The organism is Bradyrhizobium sp. CCBAU 11434 (assembly GCF_028128895.1).
Taxonomy (GTDB): domain Bacteria; phylum Pseudomonadota; class Alphaproteobacteria; order Rhizobiales; family Xanthobacteraceae; genus Bradyrhizobium; species Bradyrhizobium zhengyangense.
On the sequence record NZ_LBJX01000093.1, the window covers coordinates 134,793 to 149,124 of the forward strand.

A 14,332-nucleotide genomic window follows, 5' to 3' on the forward strand; every position below is an offset into this window, starting at 1 on the left:
ATAAATGGGCTGTAATGAGCGGGCGGTCAGCGTGCCGTTCGCCGTCGAAGAGGAAGCCCGATGCAGCCGCTCCGCATGTCCCGCCGCGTCATGAATCTCGCTTACATGCTGACGCAGAACGCGCGGCGGCATGGATCGCGGCCCGGGTTTGTCTGGGGAGACAGACCCTGGACCTGGCGCGAGATCGATGCGCAGGTTTCGGCGCTGGCCGCGGCGCTCGCTGCGCGCGGCATCGCCAAGGGCGATCGCATCCTGGTCCATTCCAAGAATGGCAACGAGATGTTTGTCTCGATGTTCGCCGCGTTCCGGCTGGGCGCGGTCTGGGTGCCCACCAATTTTCGCCTGATGCCGGACGAGGTTGCCTATCTCGCACAGGCTTCGGGCGCGAAGGCGTTCCTGTGCCATGTCGATTTCCCTGAACATGCCGCGGCGGTGACGGGCGGCGCGTTGGAGTTCACCTGGAGCGTCGACGGCAAGGCCTCGTTTGGCGAGAGGTCGGTGGCGGACGCCATCGCGTCGCGGGCCGGCGCCGTGGTCGAGAACGTCGCGGTTGAGCATGACGATCCCTGCTGGTTCTTCTTCACATCGGGCACCACCGGCCGCTCCAAGGCCGCGGTGCTGACGCATGGCCAGATGGGTTTTGTCGTCACCAATCATCTCGCAGATCTCACCCCCGGCGTGACGGAAGCCGACGCGTCGCTGGTGGTGGCTCCGCTGTCGCACGGCGCTGGCGTGCACCAACTGGTTCAGACCGCGCGCGGTGTCTGCACCGTACTGCTGCCGACCGAGAAATTCGACATCGACGAGGCGTTCCGCCTGATCGAAAAACATCGGGTCGGCAATCTGTTCACGGTGCCGACGATCCTCAAGATGATGGTCGAGCATCCCGCTGCCGACAAATACGATCATTCCTCGCTGCGTCACGTGATCTATGCCGGTGCACCGATGTATCGCGAGGACCAGAAGGCCGCGCTCAAAAAGCTCGGCAAGGTCATCGTGCAGTATTTTGGCCTCGGCGAGGTCACCGGCAACATCACCGTGCTGCCGGCAGCGTTGCACGATCCCGAAGACGGCCCGCACGCGAAGATCGGCACCTGCGGCTTCGAGCGCACGGGCATGCAGGTCTCGATCCAGGACGACGAGGGCCGTGAACTCGGCGCGAACCAGAGCGGCGAGATCTGCGTCATCGGGCCAGCCGTGCTCGCTGGCTATTACGACAACCCTGAGGCCAACGCGAAGGCGTTCCGCAACGGCTGGTTCCGCACCGGCGATCTCGGCCACATGGACGAGGAGGGCTTCGTCTACATCACCGGGCGCGCGTCGGACATGTACATCTCTGGCGGCTCCAACATCTATCCGCGCGAGATCGAGGAGAAGATCTTGACGCATCCAGCCGTCGGCGAGGTCGCCGTGCTCGGCGTGCCCGATGCGACCTGGGGCGAGGTCGGCGTCGCGGTCTGCGTTGCGCGCGAGGGCGCGAAGCCGGTCAGCGAAGCCGAGATGGCCGCGTTCCTGTCGCCGAAGGTGCCGCGCTACAAGATGCCCAAGCGCTTCTTCTTCTGGGAGACGCTGCCGAAATCCGGTTACGGCAAGGTGCCGAAACGCATGGTGCGCGACGAGCTCGAGGCGCGCGGGCTGCTCGACCTCGACAAGACCAAGACGGGCTGAACGCGGACCATGCGGAGCATCAAGCAGCCGGGCGCGCCGGTCCCCGAGCGTATCCAATGGGTGGAGGCGAGGGGACGCGCCTTTTCGTTCACGCTTCAAGCCGGCTTGCCGCTGCTCGAAGCGGCCGGCCGCGGATTTGCTGCCGAAGGGTTTGCCGGCGGCGTGCTGAATTTCAGCCAGGGGGCGCTCGGGCCGTTTGGCTATGTCATGCCGGCGCTGTCGAAGACTGGCGAGAATGCAGCGTTCTACAGCGACACCTATCGGCCTGCCGGCGTGACGCGTACCAGGCTCGGCAGCATGACGTTGGGATCGCGCGACGGTGCGCCGTTCTTTCACTGCCACGGGCTCTGGACCGAGGCGAATGGCAAGGCGAGCGGCGGCCACATGCTTCCGGATGAGACAGATATCGCCGAGCCGTTCGAGGTGCAGGCTTTTGGGATCGACGGCGCGATGTTCACTGCCGAGCCTGACCCCGAGACAAATTTCAAGCTGTTTGGGCCGATAGCCTTCGCGAGCAGCGGTGCGCGCACGACGAGCCGCGCCCTCGCGCTGCGGCTTCGCCCCAACCAGGATTTTGCCGGCTCTCTCGAGGCGTTTTGCCGCGAGCGCGGCATTGCGCGCGCCAAAATCCACGGCGGCGTCGGTTCGACGATCGGCGCGCGCTTCACCCATGGCGGCGTGACCGAGCCGTTTGCCACGGAGCTCGCGATCACCGCCGGGACGATTGCGCCTGCTGCGTCCGGCGTGCTGGAGGCGGCGCTCGATGTCGCCCTGATCGACTACACGGGCGGAATCGCCGAGGGCCGCCTGATCCGGGGCGACAATCCCGTGCTGATGACCATGGAGCTGGTGCTGGAGGTCTTGGGTTAGCCTCGGCAGCCTCACGCGGCGGAGTCGATCCGATCACCACGGGCTGGCGCGCATTTTTGCCATCGCCAAGTACGTCGATTCACTGATGCCTGACGTCCCTGAGTTCGATCCCTGGAAGAGATCGAGCACGGGCGAGTAGGTCTGGCTGGCGTTCTTTGCGTCATACATGGCCGAGAAGCGGCTGAGCAGCTTCGCAACTTTCGTGGGATCGCCGAGATCCCTAAGATTGAGGTACTTTTCCACGATCTTGGCCTGCTGATCGATCTGCATCGACGCCATCTGATCGGGCAGGTCGAAGGCGGTTCTGAACACCTCCGAGAGAGCCTTGTCGGCGAGAATGTCGTAGGCAGACGTGACGTGTCCCGCCATGCGCTGGAAATACAACGCCAGGCGCACGCCCGGATTGGCATCGCCCTGCTGCTGCTCCAGGCTTTGCTCGAGATAGTTTTTTTGCGTTGCCAGGAATTGATCTCGCTTTTGCGGTCCCACCATCGGCAGCCGCGCGACGTTGCCATCCTTGTCGAAATTGAACGACGCTGCGATCTCGGCAAAGCGAGGATCGCTTTCCGTGTTTGCGAAGCTCTTGGGGTCATTCAAGTCGGAGGCGAATATCTTCTTGAGATAGGCGGTACTCACCTTCGCCGGGTCCAAACCCTTGCCGACAAGAACGAAGTCGACCAGCTTCCTGTTTGCGAGCAGGTCGGAAACGCTCTTGATGCCGCCGATCGCCTGTTGATAGCTAGATGCGTCTTTCTGGGCCTGAGCCTTGATCTTTGCCTGATCCTGCGGGCTCGCAAATTTCAATTTCGCAATGACGTAGTTCTTGGCGATATCGAGAATTTCGGCTGCATCCTGGGCCGCCAGCGGCGTCGTCAGATTGCCCTTGGCGTCGAAGTTGAACGCACGCGCGAGCTTGACGTAGCGATCGTCCTTGAGCGTATAGACATAGCTTTTGGGGTCGCTGAGGTCGCTTTCGAGAACGGCCTTCACGGTCGATTGCGGGACTTGTGTGGGATCGAGGCCGACGGCCGCCAGCGCAAAACCATACGCGCCTGGCGCGGAGACCAGCGCCTGGAGTGAAGTCACGCTAGGGATAGCTTTTCTGAATTGCCCGATCACCACAGCTTCCTGCAACGGGCTTGCCGCTGCATAGACAGCCGATTTGCTGTCGTTGAATTTCTGGTTCGTGCTGGCAAGGTTTGCGGCGGTCTGCGCTGACATCCCCGGTGGAAGCGAGCCGTCGGGTGAAAAATCGAACGCGCCGGCCAAATCCATGAACCCGCCGGTCGTCGCGATCGCGTCGTTGGTGCTGGATATGCTTGTTACCGCCGATTGCAGGCGATATCGTTCGACCAATATCTGCACCTTCAACTGATTGACGTCAGCGCCGGGCTGCGACAGTTGCGTCGTGTAGTCGGCGATCTTCGCGCTGGCGTCGGTGGCATCCGATTTGGCCTGGGCAAGCTGGGCCTTCAGGCCATCCAGCTTGGACGCGAACGTGACATTGACGTAGCTGTTCGGATCGGATGGGTCGCTGGTCAGGACCTGCTTGATCGTGTCGCGCGGCCATTTGCTCTGATCGATCCCGAATGCCGAGGCGACATAGTTGCGGAGGCGATCGTCACTCAGAAGCCGGTCGACGCTGGTCACGGTGCCGATCTTGGCATTGTAGTATTTCGCGTCGGCGGCAACGGAATCGACGTTGCTCTTCATGGCTGCGGTGTACAGCCCGATCATGTCGTCGGTCTGGCTTTCCGATTGCGCGACCTTGGTTGTGCCGCCGCCGAAGGAAAATGCCGCGGCGAAGTCCCGGTAACGCTTGTCGATCAGCGTGTTGGCGAAGCTCTTGGGGTCCGAGAGATCGCTCTGCAGCACCTTCTTCATGAAGGCCTTGGCGTAGGCCATGTCCTCCAGGCCATAGGCCTTCGTGACGTAGTGATACAGGCGATAATCCTTCATCAGGTCGTCGACGCTATGCACCTTGCCGATGTTCGCCTTGTAGTAGGCGGCTTCGCGCGAGACGTCCGATTGCTGCGCCACCCGCGTCAGGGACTGCGTGAGATTGCGCGCGATATAGCTGTAGCTGAAATAGGTGGACACCATGGGCAATTCCTGACGGCTCGTCGGAGCTTGTTGGCAGGTCCTGGACGTCCGTCATTCATTGCCGGGTCGCAAGGTAGAAGACTGGCCTCATGCCAGCAGGCAGAAACATTGTTACATTTTGTTGCTGCGATTCTGGGTGACAACTTCAGGTGTCGCTTGCGTCCAAGCGCCGCATCGTAAGGGGTGCTTCCAGCAAGCTCCGCGCAAGCAAGCGCGAGTAGGAGTCTTCGTTGTCTTGTATTTGCAATCGCGGACACGTCTTCGCCATCTCGCGGCACGTTGTGCCCGAGCTTTGCGGTGATGCGCCCTCGAAAGTGCCGAGGGCGCAGGGAAGGCCGGGAGCCGGCTGGCACCCGCGGATCCACTGTGCGTTATATGCCAAAAAAGTCTGCACAGCGGCGTACAGGGCTGCCTGGATATCCCGGCCGTTCCCTGCGCAGTGGGTTGACGGCTTATGTCGTGCTCTCCCCGGGGACGATGCACTAATGCCCCGTCGCCATGCAGATGACTGATGCGCGCGCCCGGTTGGACAGCGTGCATCACCACAAGACTTGGCGCGCAGCCTTCGGGCGCCAGGACCACACGATTTTGCCGTATGCAGGCTGCACCGGTCGTTTGCGCGCGGCATTCGCTCACGGTTTCCCGCCCTGCGAAGGACCCTCGCGCCAATGCGGCCTGCATCCACCACGTCCCACCCGCGTGTCGTGACGATCGCGATACGCCCCTCGGACCGGGTAGGGTGGATCCCGTATGCGCTAATTCCGAATTCTAGTAAAGCGAATTATTTGCGGCGGAGGCATTGACCGCGCGGTGGTGTGTTTTGCCTGTCGCGCGACACAACGGATAGTGGGGTGCGAACAGTGGTGGATTATGCTTCGCCAATCCACCCCACGTTTCCGCACAAGGTATTCGCGATCTCATCCATCTGGGCGAACATGTGATCCGGCGCAAGCGCCTGCAACGCGGCGGGAGCAGCATAGCCCCAGCTGACCGCGCCGCAGGCAGCGCCGACCGCCCGGGCCGCCTCGATATCGCGGACCTCGTCTCCGATTGAAATGACGTTTTTTGGGGTGACGCCGGCGCGTCGGATCACGCGGCGGAATTTCGCGGGCTTGCCGAACACCGAGGCCGCGCAGTCGAAATGCTGGAAGAGCGCAGCCGACGCACCGAGCTTCTGCCGCGCATTGGCCTCGCTGTCCGACGTCACCAGCGCAAGCTGCACGCCGTTCCTAGCCAACATCCGCAGCATGGCGTCAGTGCCTGCAAACAGCGAAATCTCGGCTGCTGCCTCGCCCTTCAGCCGCCGCGCATACCGCGCGATCGCCGGCAGCTTCCACACCGGCACTTCGAGGCGACTGAGGATCTCCCGTGTCGAGGCATGCCGCAGCCCCTCGACATCCTCATCCCGCACACGCCGAAAGCCGAAGCGGTCGGCGACGTCGTTGATGGTGCGCAGGAACCAGGGGAAGCTGTCGACCAGCGTGCCGTCGAGGTCGAAGATGGCGAGGGAGTAGGGCATGAGGAGGGCACACTGCGGGCGACACGCTGACAGATGCTATATTGTATTCGAAGAGGTGGCAGATGTCGGAGCTACTGGCAAGAATTACGGTTAACCCGCAACCTATGCCTGGACGCCCGCGCATTCGCGATCTGCGCATAACTAGCCATGCCTGATTGGTGCTCAGCTTCCCGATCGCAGCTTGCGGACGTGGACATTGATGTCGAGATCGATGTCCTTGATGCAGGTCTGTGTCGTCCGATGCGAGCCGCCCTCGTGCCAGCGACCATCGCGCGCCCGGGCGCCACGGACGTTGGCGAGCTTCAGGCATCGCCATTGCGGCAGCGGTCCGCTACTCTGGCCGCCAAATTGCCAGGCCAGCACGGCTTCCTCACCGCCCTTGTCAGTGCCGATGATATGTGGGCAAAGCTCGCGATGTCGGCCCTCATAGACACAGGTCACCTGCTGCTGGGCGAGGATGGCGTTGCGGAAGAGTTGGTAGGTTCGGCTGGGCATCGCTACCTCCAGATCGCCTCATCTGGCATTGTCGCACGCTTGAGTGTAGAGGTGCGCGACTGGAAGGAAAACCATGCCGATCAGTGACACCCAGCTCAGCAAATTTCTGAGCCTAGTCCTGCGCCACCAGCCGGAAGCGATCGGGTTGGTGCTGGATTCGCAGGGATGGGCCGGTACCGACGACCTGATCGCCAAGGCAAATGCCGCTGGCACAGAGTTTGGTCGCGACGATCTGCTGCGTGTCGTCGCAGAGAGCGACAAGAAGCGTTTCTCACTGTCCGCCGATGCACATCGCATTCGCGCTGCACAAGGCCATTCCGTCTCGGTTGAACTTGGCCTGGCGGCGCAGGAGCCGCCGTCGGTCCTGTATCACGGAACGGCAACCCGGTTCGTCGAAGCCATCCTGTCCGAGGGCCTGAAGCCGCAGGCGCGCCAGCAGGTGCATCTGTCCTCCGACGAGGCCACGGCGGAGCGTGTCGGTCAGCGCCACGGCAAGCCGCATATATTCAAGGTTGATGCCGACGGCATGCATGCCAAGGGATTCAAGTTCTTTCGCGCGGACAATGGCGTGTGGCTGACCGACCATGTGCCGCCCGAGTTTCTGGCGTAGCTGACGTCAGGGTTTCCAGATGGTCCCCTCGGTCCAGCCGAGTTCGGCAAACTCGGCGGCCCGAAGCGGAGCTTCTCCCTCGGCAAAGAACTCATCGAGCTGAGGCGGCGCGACTGAGGTTTCGGACAGCATGGCATGGGCCTGCCCGCGGTGATGGATCTGATGCTGGAACAGATGCATCAGCAGCCGGTCGCGGCGCTCGGTCTGGACGTGCGTGTCGCGGTTGATCCGGACAAGGCCGGCCAGAAGCTCTGATGTCAGCGCATCGCAGATGGCAAGCAGGCGCTTGTCCATGGCAGCCTGGGCCGACTTCAGCGCGGCAAGCGAGGGGTACGGCACCTCGTTCGCCCAGGCGCGCGGCCCGAGCCAACCACCTTCGAGCGCATCGATGTAGAAGAGGTCGATGACGTAGATGTGGTTCAGCGTGCGTTGGATGCTCGGGAAGAAGCCGGCCCGCGCGGCTTCAAACTCGGCCTGGCTGAGGCGGGCGCAGGCGGTGAGCAGGCGATGGTTCGCCCACGCATTGTTGTAGGCGAACGACCGATAGGTCTGCACGAGTCCTGAGGACACAACTATTCTCCGTGGACCGATCTGTCGGCGGACTACGGCCGCAATCTACTCCGCCGCCTCGCTCGTGCTCCGCCGCTTCGGTTTCCGCGCCTTCTTCAGCACCGGCTCCAAAAACTTGCCCGTGTAGCTCCGCTGCGCCTTGACGATATCCTCGGGCGGGCCCCAGGCGACGATCTCGCCGCCGCCGTCGCCGCCTTCGGGGCCAAGGTCGATGACCCAGTCTGCGGTCTTGATGACTTCGAGATTGTGCTCGATGACGACAACTGTGTTGCCCTGAGCGACCAGCTCGTGCAGCACTTCCAGCAGTTTCTTGACGTCGTGGAAGTGCAGGCCGGTGGTCGGCTCGTCCAGGATGTAGAGCGTGCGGCCGGTGGCGCGCTTGGACAGCTCCTTCGCCAGCTTGACGCGTTGGGCCTCGCCGCCTGACAGCGTCGTCGCTTGCTGGCCGACATGGATGTAGTCGAGACCGACGCGGTGCAGGGTCTGGAACGTTTCGCGCACGCGCGGGACCGCCTTGAAGAACTCGGCGGCTTCCTCGACGGTCATGTCGAGCACGTCGGCGATGGACTTGCCCTTGAACAGGACCTCGAGCGTCTCGCGGTTGTAGCGCTTGCCCTTGCAGACGTCGCAGGTGACGTAGACGTCGGGCAGGAAGTGCATCTCGATCTTGATGACGCCGTCGCCCTGGCAGGCCTCGCAGCGGCCGCCCTTGACGTTGAAGGAGAAGCGGCCAGGCTCGTAGCCACGCGCCTTGGCTTCGGGGAGCCCAGCAAACCATTCGCGGATCGGCGTGAAGGCGCCGGTGTAGGTCGCGGGGTTCGAGCGCGGGGTGCGCCCGATCGGCGACTGGTCGATGTCGATGATCTTGTCGATATGCTCGAGGCCCTCGATGCGATCGTGAGGCGCTGCGCCTTCGCTGGCGCCGTTGAGCTTGCGCGCGATCGCCTTGTAGAGCGTATCGATCAGCAGCGTCGACTTGCCGCCGCCGGACACGCCTGTCACGGCGGTGAACAGGCCGAGCGGAATTTCGGCGGTGACGTTCTTGAGGTTATTGCCGCGCGCGTTCACCACCTTGATGGTGCGGCGATGGTTCGGCGGGCGCCGCTCCGGCACCTCGACCTCGAGCTCGCCGGTCAGATATTTTCCGGTGAGCGATTTCGGATTGCGCATGATCTCGTCGGGCGTGCCTTCGGCAACGATGTTGCCGCCATGCATGCCGGCGCCGGGACCGATGTCGAGCACGTAGTCGGCGAGGCGGATGGCGTCCTCGTCATGCTCGACCACGACCACGGTGTTGCCGAGGTCGCGCAGCCGCTTGAGCGTATCGAGCAGCCGCGCGTTGTCGCGCTGGTGCAGGCCGATCGAGGGCTCGTCCAGCACGTAGAGCACGCCCGTCAGGCCCGAGCCGATCTGCGAGGCCAGGCGGATGCGCTGGCTCTCGCCGCCGGATAGCGTGCCGGAGGAGCGGGAGAGGGTGAGATAGTTGAGGCCGACGTCGAGCAGGAAGGTCAGGCGCTCACGGATTTCCTTCAAGATTCGGCCGGCGATCTCGTTCTGCTGCGCGTTCAGCGTCTTAGGCACGGTCTCGAACCAGGCACCGGCGCCTTTCACGGACAGCTCGGAGATCTCGCCGATATGCTTGCCGCCGACCTTGACGCAGAGCGCTTCGGGCTTGAGCCGGAAACCGTTGCAGGCGCCGCAGGGTACGTCATGGAAATACTTTGCCAGCTCTTCGCGCGCCCACTCGCTTTCGGTCTCGCGGTAGCGGCGGTTGATGTTGGTGATGACGCCTTCGAACGGCTTCTTGGTGTCGTAGGAGCGGACGCCGTCCTCATAGGAGAACTTGATCTCGTCCTCGCCGGAGCCATGCAGGATCGCGTTCTGGGTCTTCTTCGGCAGATCCTTCCACTTGGTGGTCAGCGTGAACTTGTAGTGCTTGCCGAGCGCGGTCAGCGTCTGCACGTAATAGGGCGACGATGATTTGGCCCAGGGAGCGATCGCGCCCTTGCCGATCGCGAGCTCCTTGTCGGGGATGACGAGGTCCTCGTCGACATGCTGCTCGACGCCGAGGCCGCCGCAGGCCGGGCACGCGCCATAGGGGTTGTTGAACGAAAATAGACGCGGCTCGATCTCGGGGATGGTGAAGCCGGAGACGGGGCAGGCGAATTTTTCCGAGAACAGGATGCGCTCGGGTCCGCTCTTGTCGTGGATCTTTGCGGTCTTCTTTTTCTCTTCGACCGGCGCCGCCGCCGGGCTGTCGGCGAACTCGACGACAGCGAGGCCCTCGGCGAGCTTCAGCGCGGTCTCAAAGCTTTCGGCGAGGCGCTGGCCGATATCGGCACGCACCACGATGCGGTCGACGACGACGTCGATGTCGTGCGGGAATTTCTTGTCCAGCGTCGGCGCTTCCGCGAGCTCGTAGAACGTGCCGTCGATCTTGACGCGCTGGAAGCCCTTCTTGAGCCATTCGGCGAGCTCTTTCCGATACTCGCCCTTGCGCCCGCGCACGACGGGCGCGAGCAGATAGAGGCGGGTGCCCTCGGGCAGCGCCAGCACGCGGTCGACCATCTGCGAGACGGTCTGGCTCTCGATCGGCAGGCCCGTGGCCGGCGAATAGGGCACGCCGACGCGCGCCCAGAGCAGGCGCATGTAGTCGTAGATCTCGGTGACCGTGCCGACGGTCGAGCGAGGATTCTTCGAGGTCGTCTTCTGCTCGATCGAGATCGCCGGCGACAGGCCGTCGATCTGGTCGACGTCAGGCTTCTGCATCATCTCCAGGAACTGGCGCGCATAGGCCGACAGCGATTCGACGTAGCGGCGCTGGCCCTCGGCGTAGATGGTGTCGAAGGCGAGCGAGGATTTGCCGGAGCCTGATAGCCCGGTGAACACCACGAGCTTGTCGCGGGGAATCTCGACGTCGATGTTCTTGAGGTTGTGCTCGCGCGCGCCGCGGATCGTAATTGCGCGCAGGCTGGAGCCCGCGTTCTGCTGTTGGCGCTTCGCCTTGATCACTTCATCCATCCGATTTGCCCTCAAGGAATCCAAAAGCGCGCGATCGCGCCAACGTGCAGGCGCGCTTCGCCCGGAACCGGGATCGGCGCCAATGGGGTTGTGAGCGAACGTAGGAAGAACGAAGGCGGATTTCCAGTGGGACTTGCGAATCGTCAACGGATTGTTGGGTCGCTGGCGGGACTTGGCAGCAGCGCCGGGCAATCGAGGCCGACGGGACAAACAAAAAGGCCGGCGCGAGGCCGGCCTTTCGTGACGATCTGACGTCGGTCGCGAAGATCAGTACTGAACTCAGTACTTGGCAACGACCGGGCCATTGAAGTGGTAGTTCACGCCGAGCTGCACGGTGTGCAGGTTGAGCGTGCCGGTCGGCAGGGCGCCCGAGAAATAGGTCTCGCCGCCGAGGCTGCGATACAGGTACTCACCCTTGACCGACCACTGCGGAGCGATGAAGGCCTCGACGCCGGCGCCGACGGTCCAGCCCGAGTGGAACTGGCTGTCGGAGATGCTCACACCGAGCGCGGAGAGGGTGATCTTGTTGTCGATCCAGGCGTAACCACCGGTGCCGTAGAACAGCACGTTGTTGACGGCGTAGCCGATGCGGCCGCGCACGGTGCCGAGCGCGTCGGTCTTCGAGTTCGCGGTCACGACACCGAAACCGGGAACGGTGGCCGCAGCGGAGGCGCTGACGTCAGCCCAGGAGCCATCGGCCTCGATACCGAACACGACGTTACCGGTCTGCCAGTTGTAGCCGGCGGTGCCGCCGACGAAGCCGCCCTGCATCCGCGGGCTGTTCGCATCTTCCCAGGCGCCGCCGCCGACGAGACCGAGGTAGAAGCCGGTCCAGTTGTAGACCGAGGCCATCGCCACGGGAGCCTTGGTGTAGGGGCGCGCCGCCAGGTCGGCAGCCGAAGCGGCGCCAGTGAGGGCGATCAGAGCGGCCGAAGCCAACAAAACCTTCTTCATTTTCAACTTATCCCAGTCCCAGTTTCTGTTGTTGCCTTCCGCAAGATCGGAAGGGCATCGGACGTTCCGGTCCAACTGATGACGTGCTTACACCACCAAAGCTGCAAGTTGTGTCTCTCAAAAGCCACAACAAATACAAAATGTAACGATCGCTGACCTATGGTTCCCGCTCGGGAACAGAAAAACAAAAGGCCGGCGCGAGGCCGGCCTTTTATTCTCGAACGATTCCAGGTGGATCAGTACTTCGCGATGACAGGGCCGCCCCAACGATAATTGACCCGGACGAGACCCATGTCGACATTCTGGCCGATTCGGTCGGTCTGGAATGCAGTGCCACCGGGCGCATTGAGCGTCAGAGTTCTGCTCCCCAGGAAGATGTGGTCGTACTCGAAGCCCACCGACCAGTTCGGCGCAAAGCCGAACTCGACGCCGGCGCCGACCGTGCCGCCCCAGCGGTTGTCGCTGGTCGAGGCGAGCAGGGTGCCGGCTCCGGCGAGTCCGGGCGCGGTGTAGATATTGAACTTGTCGGCGATCACGGCACCGCCGCCCTTCACGTAAAACAGCACGTTGTTCCAGGCGTAGCCGACTTGGCCCGTGATCAAGCCAAAGGCGTCGATCTTCGAGCGGTTGCGCTGGGTCAGGATGAGCGTGCTGACATTGTCACCGGCGAAGTCGGCCCAGTTGCCCTGACCTTCGAGGCCGAACACCCAGTTGGCGGACTGCCAGCGGTAGCCGACCTGGCCACCGACCGTGCCGCCGGTCGCATTGTGGCAACCCTCGCCAAGCAGCGCGCCGGTGGTCGGCGCGACGAAGTCCCAGCACTTGTGGCTCGATCCGCCACCGCCGTTGATGCCGATGTAGAAGCCGCTCCAGTCATAGATGGTGGCGATCATTGGCGCCGGCGCCTTGGTGTAGGGACGCGCCGCAAGATCGGCTGCACTCGCCGGTGCAGACAGGCCCAAAGCAACAATACCGATTGTACTGAACAGAATTTTCTTCATTGCGGTCTCCCCAGTGTCGTCCGCTCCAGTTGTCCCCTGAAGCGGTCAATCAGGCGCGACGCCCATTCGAACCAATTCCGACTCAACGGTAGTCCAATCGGGCGGCAGAGTCCGTCTCTGGAATGCAACAGTCGTCAGGCAATTGATCTGGCCTAACCTAATGAATGTTAAGCGCTTTCTTGCCTTTCCGGTTCCAATTCATGGCGCCGTGCATAGCGGCATTTGATATCGTTTGCACGCTTGGGTCGCGCCAATTTCACCGGGAACAAATCTGGAACACATGTTCGATCGGTGCTATATGTGGGGATAACCGAGGGCGTGCCGGGCCGATCGGCCCCTGTAAGCGTATAGGGTCGACCCAACAGGCGGCAGCGCGGGCGCGCCTTTTCGAAATTCAGTGGCATTTGGAGTGGAGAGCGGCGATGGCGGGAAGCGTCAACAAGGTCATTTTGGTCGGGAATCTCGGCAAGGATCCGGAAATCCGCCGCACCCAGGACGGGCGGCCGATCGCGAATCTGAGCATCGCGACCTCCGAGACCTGGCGCGACAAGAACAGCGGCGAGCGCAAGGAAAAGACCGAGTGGCACCGCGTCGTGATCTTCAATGAAGGGCTCTGCAAGGTCGCCGAGCAGTATCTGAAGAAGGGCGCCAAGGTTTACATCGAGGGCGCGCTCCAGACCCGCAAATGGACCGACCAGAGTGGCGTCGAGAAGTACTCGACCGAGGTCGTGCTCCAAGGCTTCAATTCGACCCTGACCATGCTCGACGGCCGCGGCGGTGGCGGAGGAGGCGGCAGCTTCGGTGATGAGCCGGGCGGCGATTTCGGCTCGTCCGGTCCGGTCAGCAGCGCACCGCGCCGCCCCGTGGCTGCTGGCGGCGGTGGCCGCAACAACGACATGGACGACGATATCCCGTTCTAAGGCCAAGCGGGCTTCGGCTCGGCTCGCGTAAAGCGACAGAACTTCTTGCCAATTGGCGGGCTCAGCTTGGCTTTTCCTGGCTGGCCTCATGTATTGCCTCAAGCCTTTGACGGGGCGTGATGTGAATGATATTAACTTCATGTTAATCTTGTTCACATGGTCGGCTCCCCGGTCGAAGAACGTGCCACATGAGCCTCGCGCCGCTGCTTGATGCTGCTCCGGCGATCCCGTTGCATGCCTTCGCAGCGATGGCGGCGTTCGTGCTTGGCCTCGTCCAGTTCGCGGCGCCCAAGGGCACGCTGCCGCACCGGACTATCGGCTGGATCTGGGTCGCGCTCATGGCCGTAGTGGCGGCCTCGTCGTTCTGGATCCATGAGATTCGCCTGGTCGGATCGTTCAGCCCGATCCATCTGCTGTCGATCTTCACACTGGTGATGCTGCCGCTTGCGGTTTGGCGGGCGCACACCCACCGCGTAACCGATCACCGGCGCATCATGATCCTGATGTTTGCTGGCGCGCTGGTGGTGGCAGGCCTGTTCACGCTGCTGCCTGGCCGCATCATGCACCACGTGGTTTTCGGGACTTGAGCGGCGGTTCCCGG

The 14,332-nt window shown here is 62.9% G+C and carries 12 protein-coding genes; 5 read left to right on the forward strand and 7 right to left on the reverse strand.

The features are described 5' to 3' along the window. Nucleotides 1-60 precede the first annotated feature (60 nt). Both XI06_RS24510 and XI06_RS24515 read left to right on the forward strand, forming a co-directional pair. Complete coding sequence (locus XI06_RS24510) at nucleotides 61-1,668, forward strand: acyl-CoA synthetase (RefSeq protein WP_237862219.1); 1,608 nt, start codon at nucleotides 61-63, stop codon at nucleotides 1,666-1,668. 9 nt (nucleotides 1,669-1,677) lie between these two features. Then, nucleotides 1,678-2,538 (forward strand): PCC domain-containing protein, encoded by an 861-nt coding sequence (locus tag XI06_RS24515; RefSeq protein WP_237862221.1) that lies wholly within the window; start codon nucleotides 1,678-1,680, stop codon nucleotides 2,536-2,538. Between the two features lie 33 nt (nucleotides 2,539-2,571). Here the strand turns inward: XI06_RS24515 and XI06_RS24520 are convergent, their stop codons facing one another. The 3 genes from XI06_RS24520 to XI06_RS24530 form a co-directional block, all read right to left on the reverse strand. Next, on the reverse strand, nucleotides 2,572-4,641 hold the full coding sequence (locus XI06_RS24520) for a DUF1217 domain-containing protein (protein WP_237868801.1): 2,070 nt from the start codon (nucleotides 4,639-4,641) through the stop codon (nucleotides 2,572-2,574). A gap of 868 nt (nucleotides 4,642-5,509) precedes the next feature. Continuing rightward, nucleotides 5,510-6,160 (reverse strand): HAD-IA family hydrolase, encoded by a 651-nt coding sequence (locus XI06_RS24525; protein ID WP_237862225.1) that lies wholly within the window; start codon nucleotides 6,158-6,160, stop codon nucleotides 5,510-5,512. A 162-nt stretch (nucleotides 6,161-6,322) separates the two neighbouring features. Next, entirely contained in the window at nucleotides 6,323-6,655 is a 333-nt protein-coding gene (locus tag XI06_RS24530) for a hypothetical protein (RefSeq protein WP_237862227.1), read from the reverse strand. Nucleotides 6,656-6,728: 73 nt separating this feature from the next. Between XI06_RS24530 and XI06_RS24535 the strand changes: the two genes are divergently transcribed. Beyond that, nucleotides 6,729-7,265, forward strand: coding sequence for an RNA 2'-phosphotransferase (locus XI06_RS24535; protein ID WP_237862228.1), 537 nt, complete (start codon nucleotides 6,729-6,731; stop codon nucleotides 7,263-7,265). A 6-nt stretch (nucleotides 7,266-7,271) separates the two neighbouring features. On the opposite strand, the gene XI06_RS24540 is transcribed toward XI06_RS24535, so the two are convergent. The 4 genes from XI06_RS24540 to XI06_RS24555 all read right to left on the reverse strand — a co-directional run bounded on the left by XI06_RS24540 (nucleotide 7,272) and on the right by XI06_RS24555 (nucleotide 12,811). Then, a complete protein-coding gene (locus XI06_RS24540; protein ID WP_237862230.1) occupies nucleotides 7,272-7,835 on the reverse strand; it encodes a DinB family protein in 564 nt (187 codons plus the stop codon). 45 nt (nucleotides 7,836-7,880) lie between these two features. Continuing rightward, complete coding sequence (gene uvrA / locus XI06_RS24545) at nucleotides 7,881-10,856, reverse strand: excinuclease ABC subunit UvrA (RefSeq protein WP_237862231.1); 2,976 nt, start codon at nucleotides 10,854-10,856, stop codon at nucleotides 7,881-7,883. Nucleotides 10,857-11,135: 279 nt separating this feature from the next. After that, complete coding sequence (locus XI06_RS24550; protein ID WP_237862233.1) at nucleotides 11,136-11,810, reverse strand: outer membrane protein; 675 nt, start codon at nucleotides 11,808-11,810, stop codon at nucleotides 11,136-11,138. 236 nt (nucleotides 11,811-12,046) lie between these two features. Beyond that, complete coding sequence (locus tag XI06_RS24555; RefSeq protein WP_237862235.1) at nucleotides 12,047-12,811, reverse strand: outer membrane protein; 765 nt, start codon at nucleotides 12,809-12,811, stop codon at nucleotides 12,047-12,049. 422 nt (nucleotides 12,812-13,233) lie between these two features. Here XI06_RS24555 and XI06_RS24560 point away from each other — a divergent pair, with 422 nt between their 5' ends. Both XI06_RS24560 and XI06_RS24565 read left to right on the forward strand, forming a co-directional pair. Then, nucleotides 13,234-13,731, forward strand: a complete 498-nt coding sequence (locus tag XI06_RS24560; protein WP_092234768.1) for a single-stranded DNA-binding protein — start codon at nucleotides 13,234-13,236, stop codon at nucleotides 13,729-13,731. A gap of 188 nt (nucleotides 13,732-13,919) precedes the next feature. Beyond that, nucleotides 13,920-14,318, forward strand: coding sequence for a DUF2306 domain-containing protein (locus XI06_RS24565; protein WP_237862237.1), 399 nt, complete (start codon nucleotides 13,920-13,922; stop codon nucleotides 14,316-14,318). Nucleotides 14,319-14,332: the final 14 nt, after the last annotated feature.

Coding starts and splice junctions, on each gene's coding strand:
- XI06_RS24550 (WP_237862233.1), bottom strand. CDS start 11,810: ATGAAGAAGGTTTTGTTGGCTTCGGCCGCTCTGATCGCCCTCACTGGC.
- XI06_RS24520 (WP_237868801.1), bottom strand. CDS start 4,641: ATGGTGTCCACCTATTTCAGCTACAGCTATATCGCGCGCAATCTCACG.
- XI06_RS24535 (WP_237862228.1), top strand. CDS start 6,729: ATGCCGATCAGTGACACCCAGCTCAGCAAATTTCTGAGCCTAGTCCTG.
- XI06_RS24555 (WP_237862235.1), bottom strand. CDS start 12,811: ATGAAGAAAATTCTGTTCAGTACAATCGGTATTGTTGCTTTGGGCCTG.
- XI06_RS24530 (WP_237862227.1), bottom strand. CDS start 6,655: ATGCCCAGCCGAACCTACCAACTCTTCCGCAACGCCATCCTCGCCCAG.
- XI06_RS24515 (WP_237862221.1), top strand. CDS start 1,678: ATGCGGAGCATCAAGCAGCCGGGCGCGCCGGTCCCCGAGCGTATCCAA.
- XI06_RS24565 (WP_237862237.1), top strand. CDS start 13,920: ATGAGCCTCGCGCCGCTGCTTGATGCTGCTCCGGCGATCCCGTTGCAT.
- uvrA (WP_237862231.1), bottom strand. CDS start 10,856: ATGGATGAAGTGATCAAGGCGAAGCGCCAACAGCAGAACGCGGGCTCC.
- XI06_RS24560 (WP_092234768.1), top strand. CDS start 13,234: ATGGCGGGAAGCGTCAACAAGGTCATTTTGGTCGGGAATCTCGGCAAG.
- XI06_RS24525 (WP_237862225.1), bottom strand. CDS start 6,160: ATGCCCTACTCCCTCGCCATCTTCGACCTCGACGGCACGCTGGTCGAC.
- XI06_RS24510 (WP_237862219.1), top strand. CDS start 61: ATGCAGCCGCTCCGCATGTCCCGCCGCGTCATGAATCTCGCTTACATG.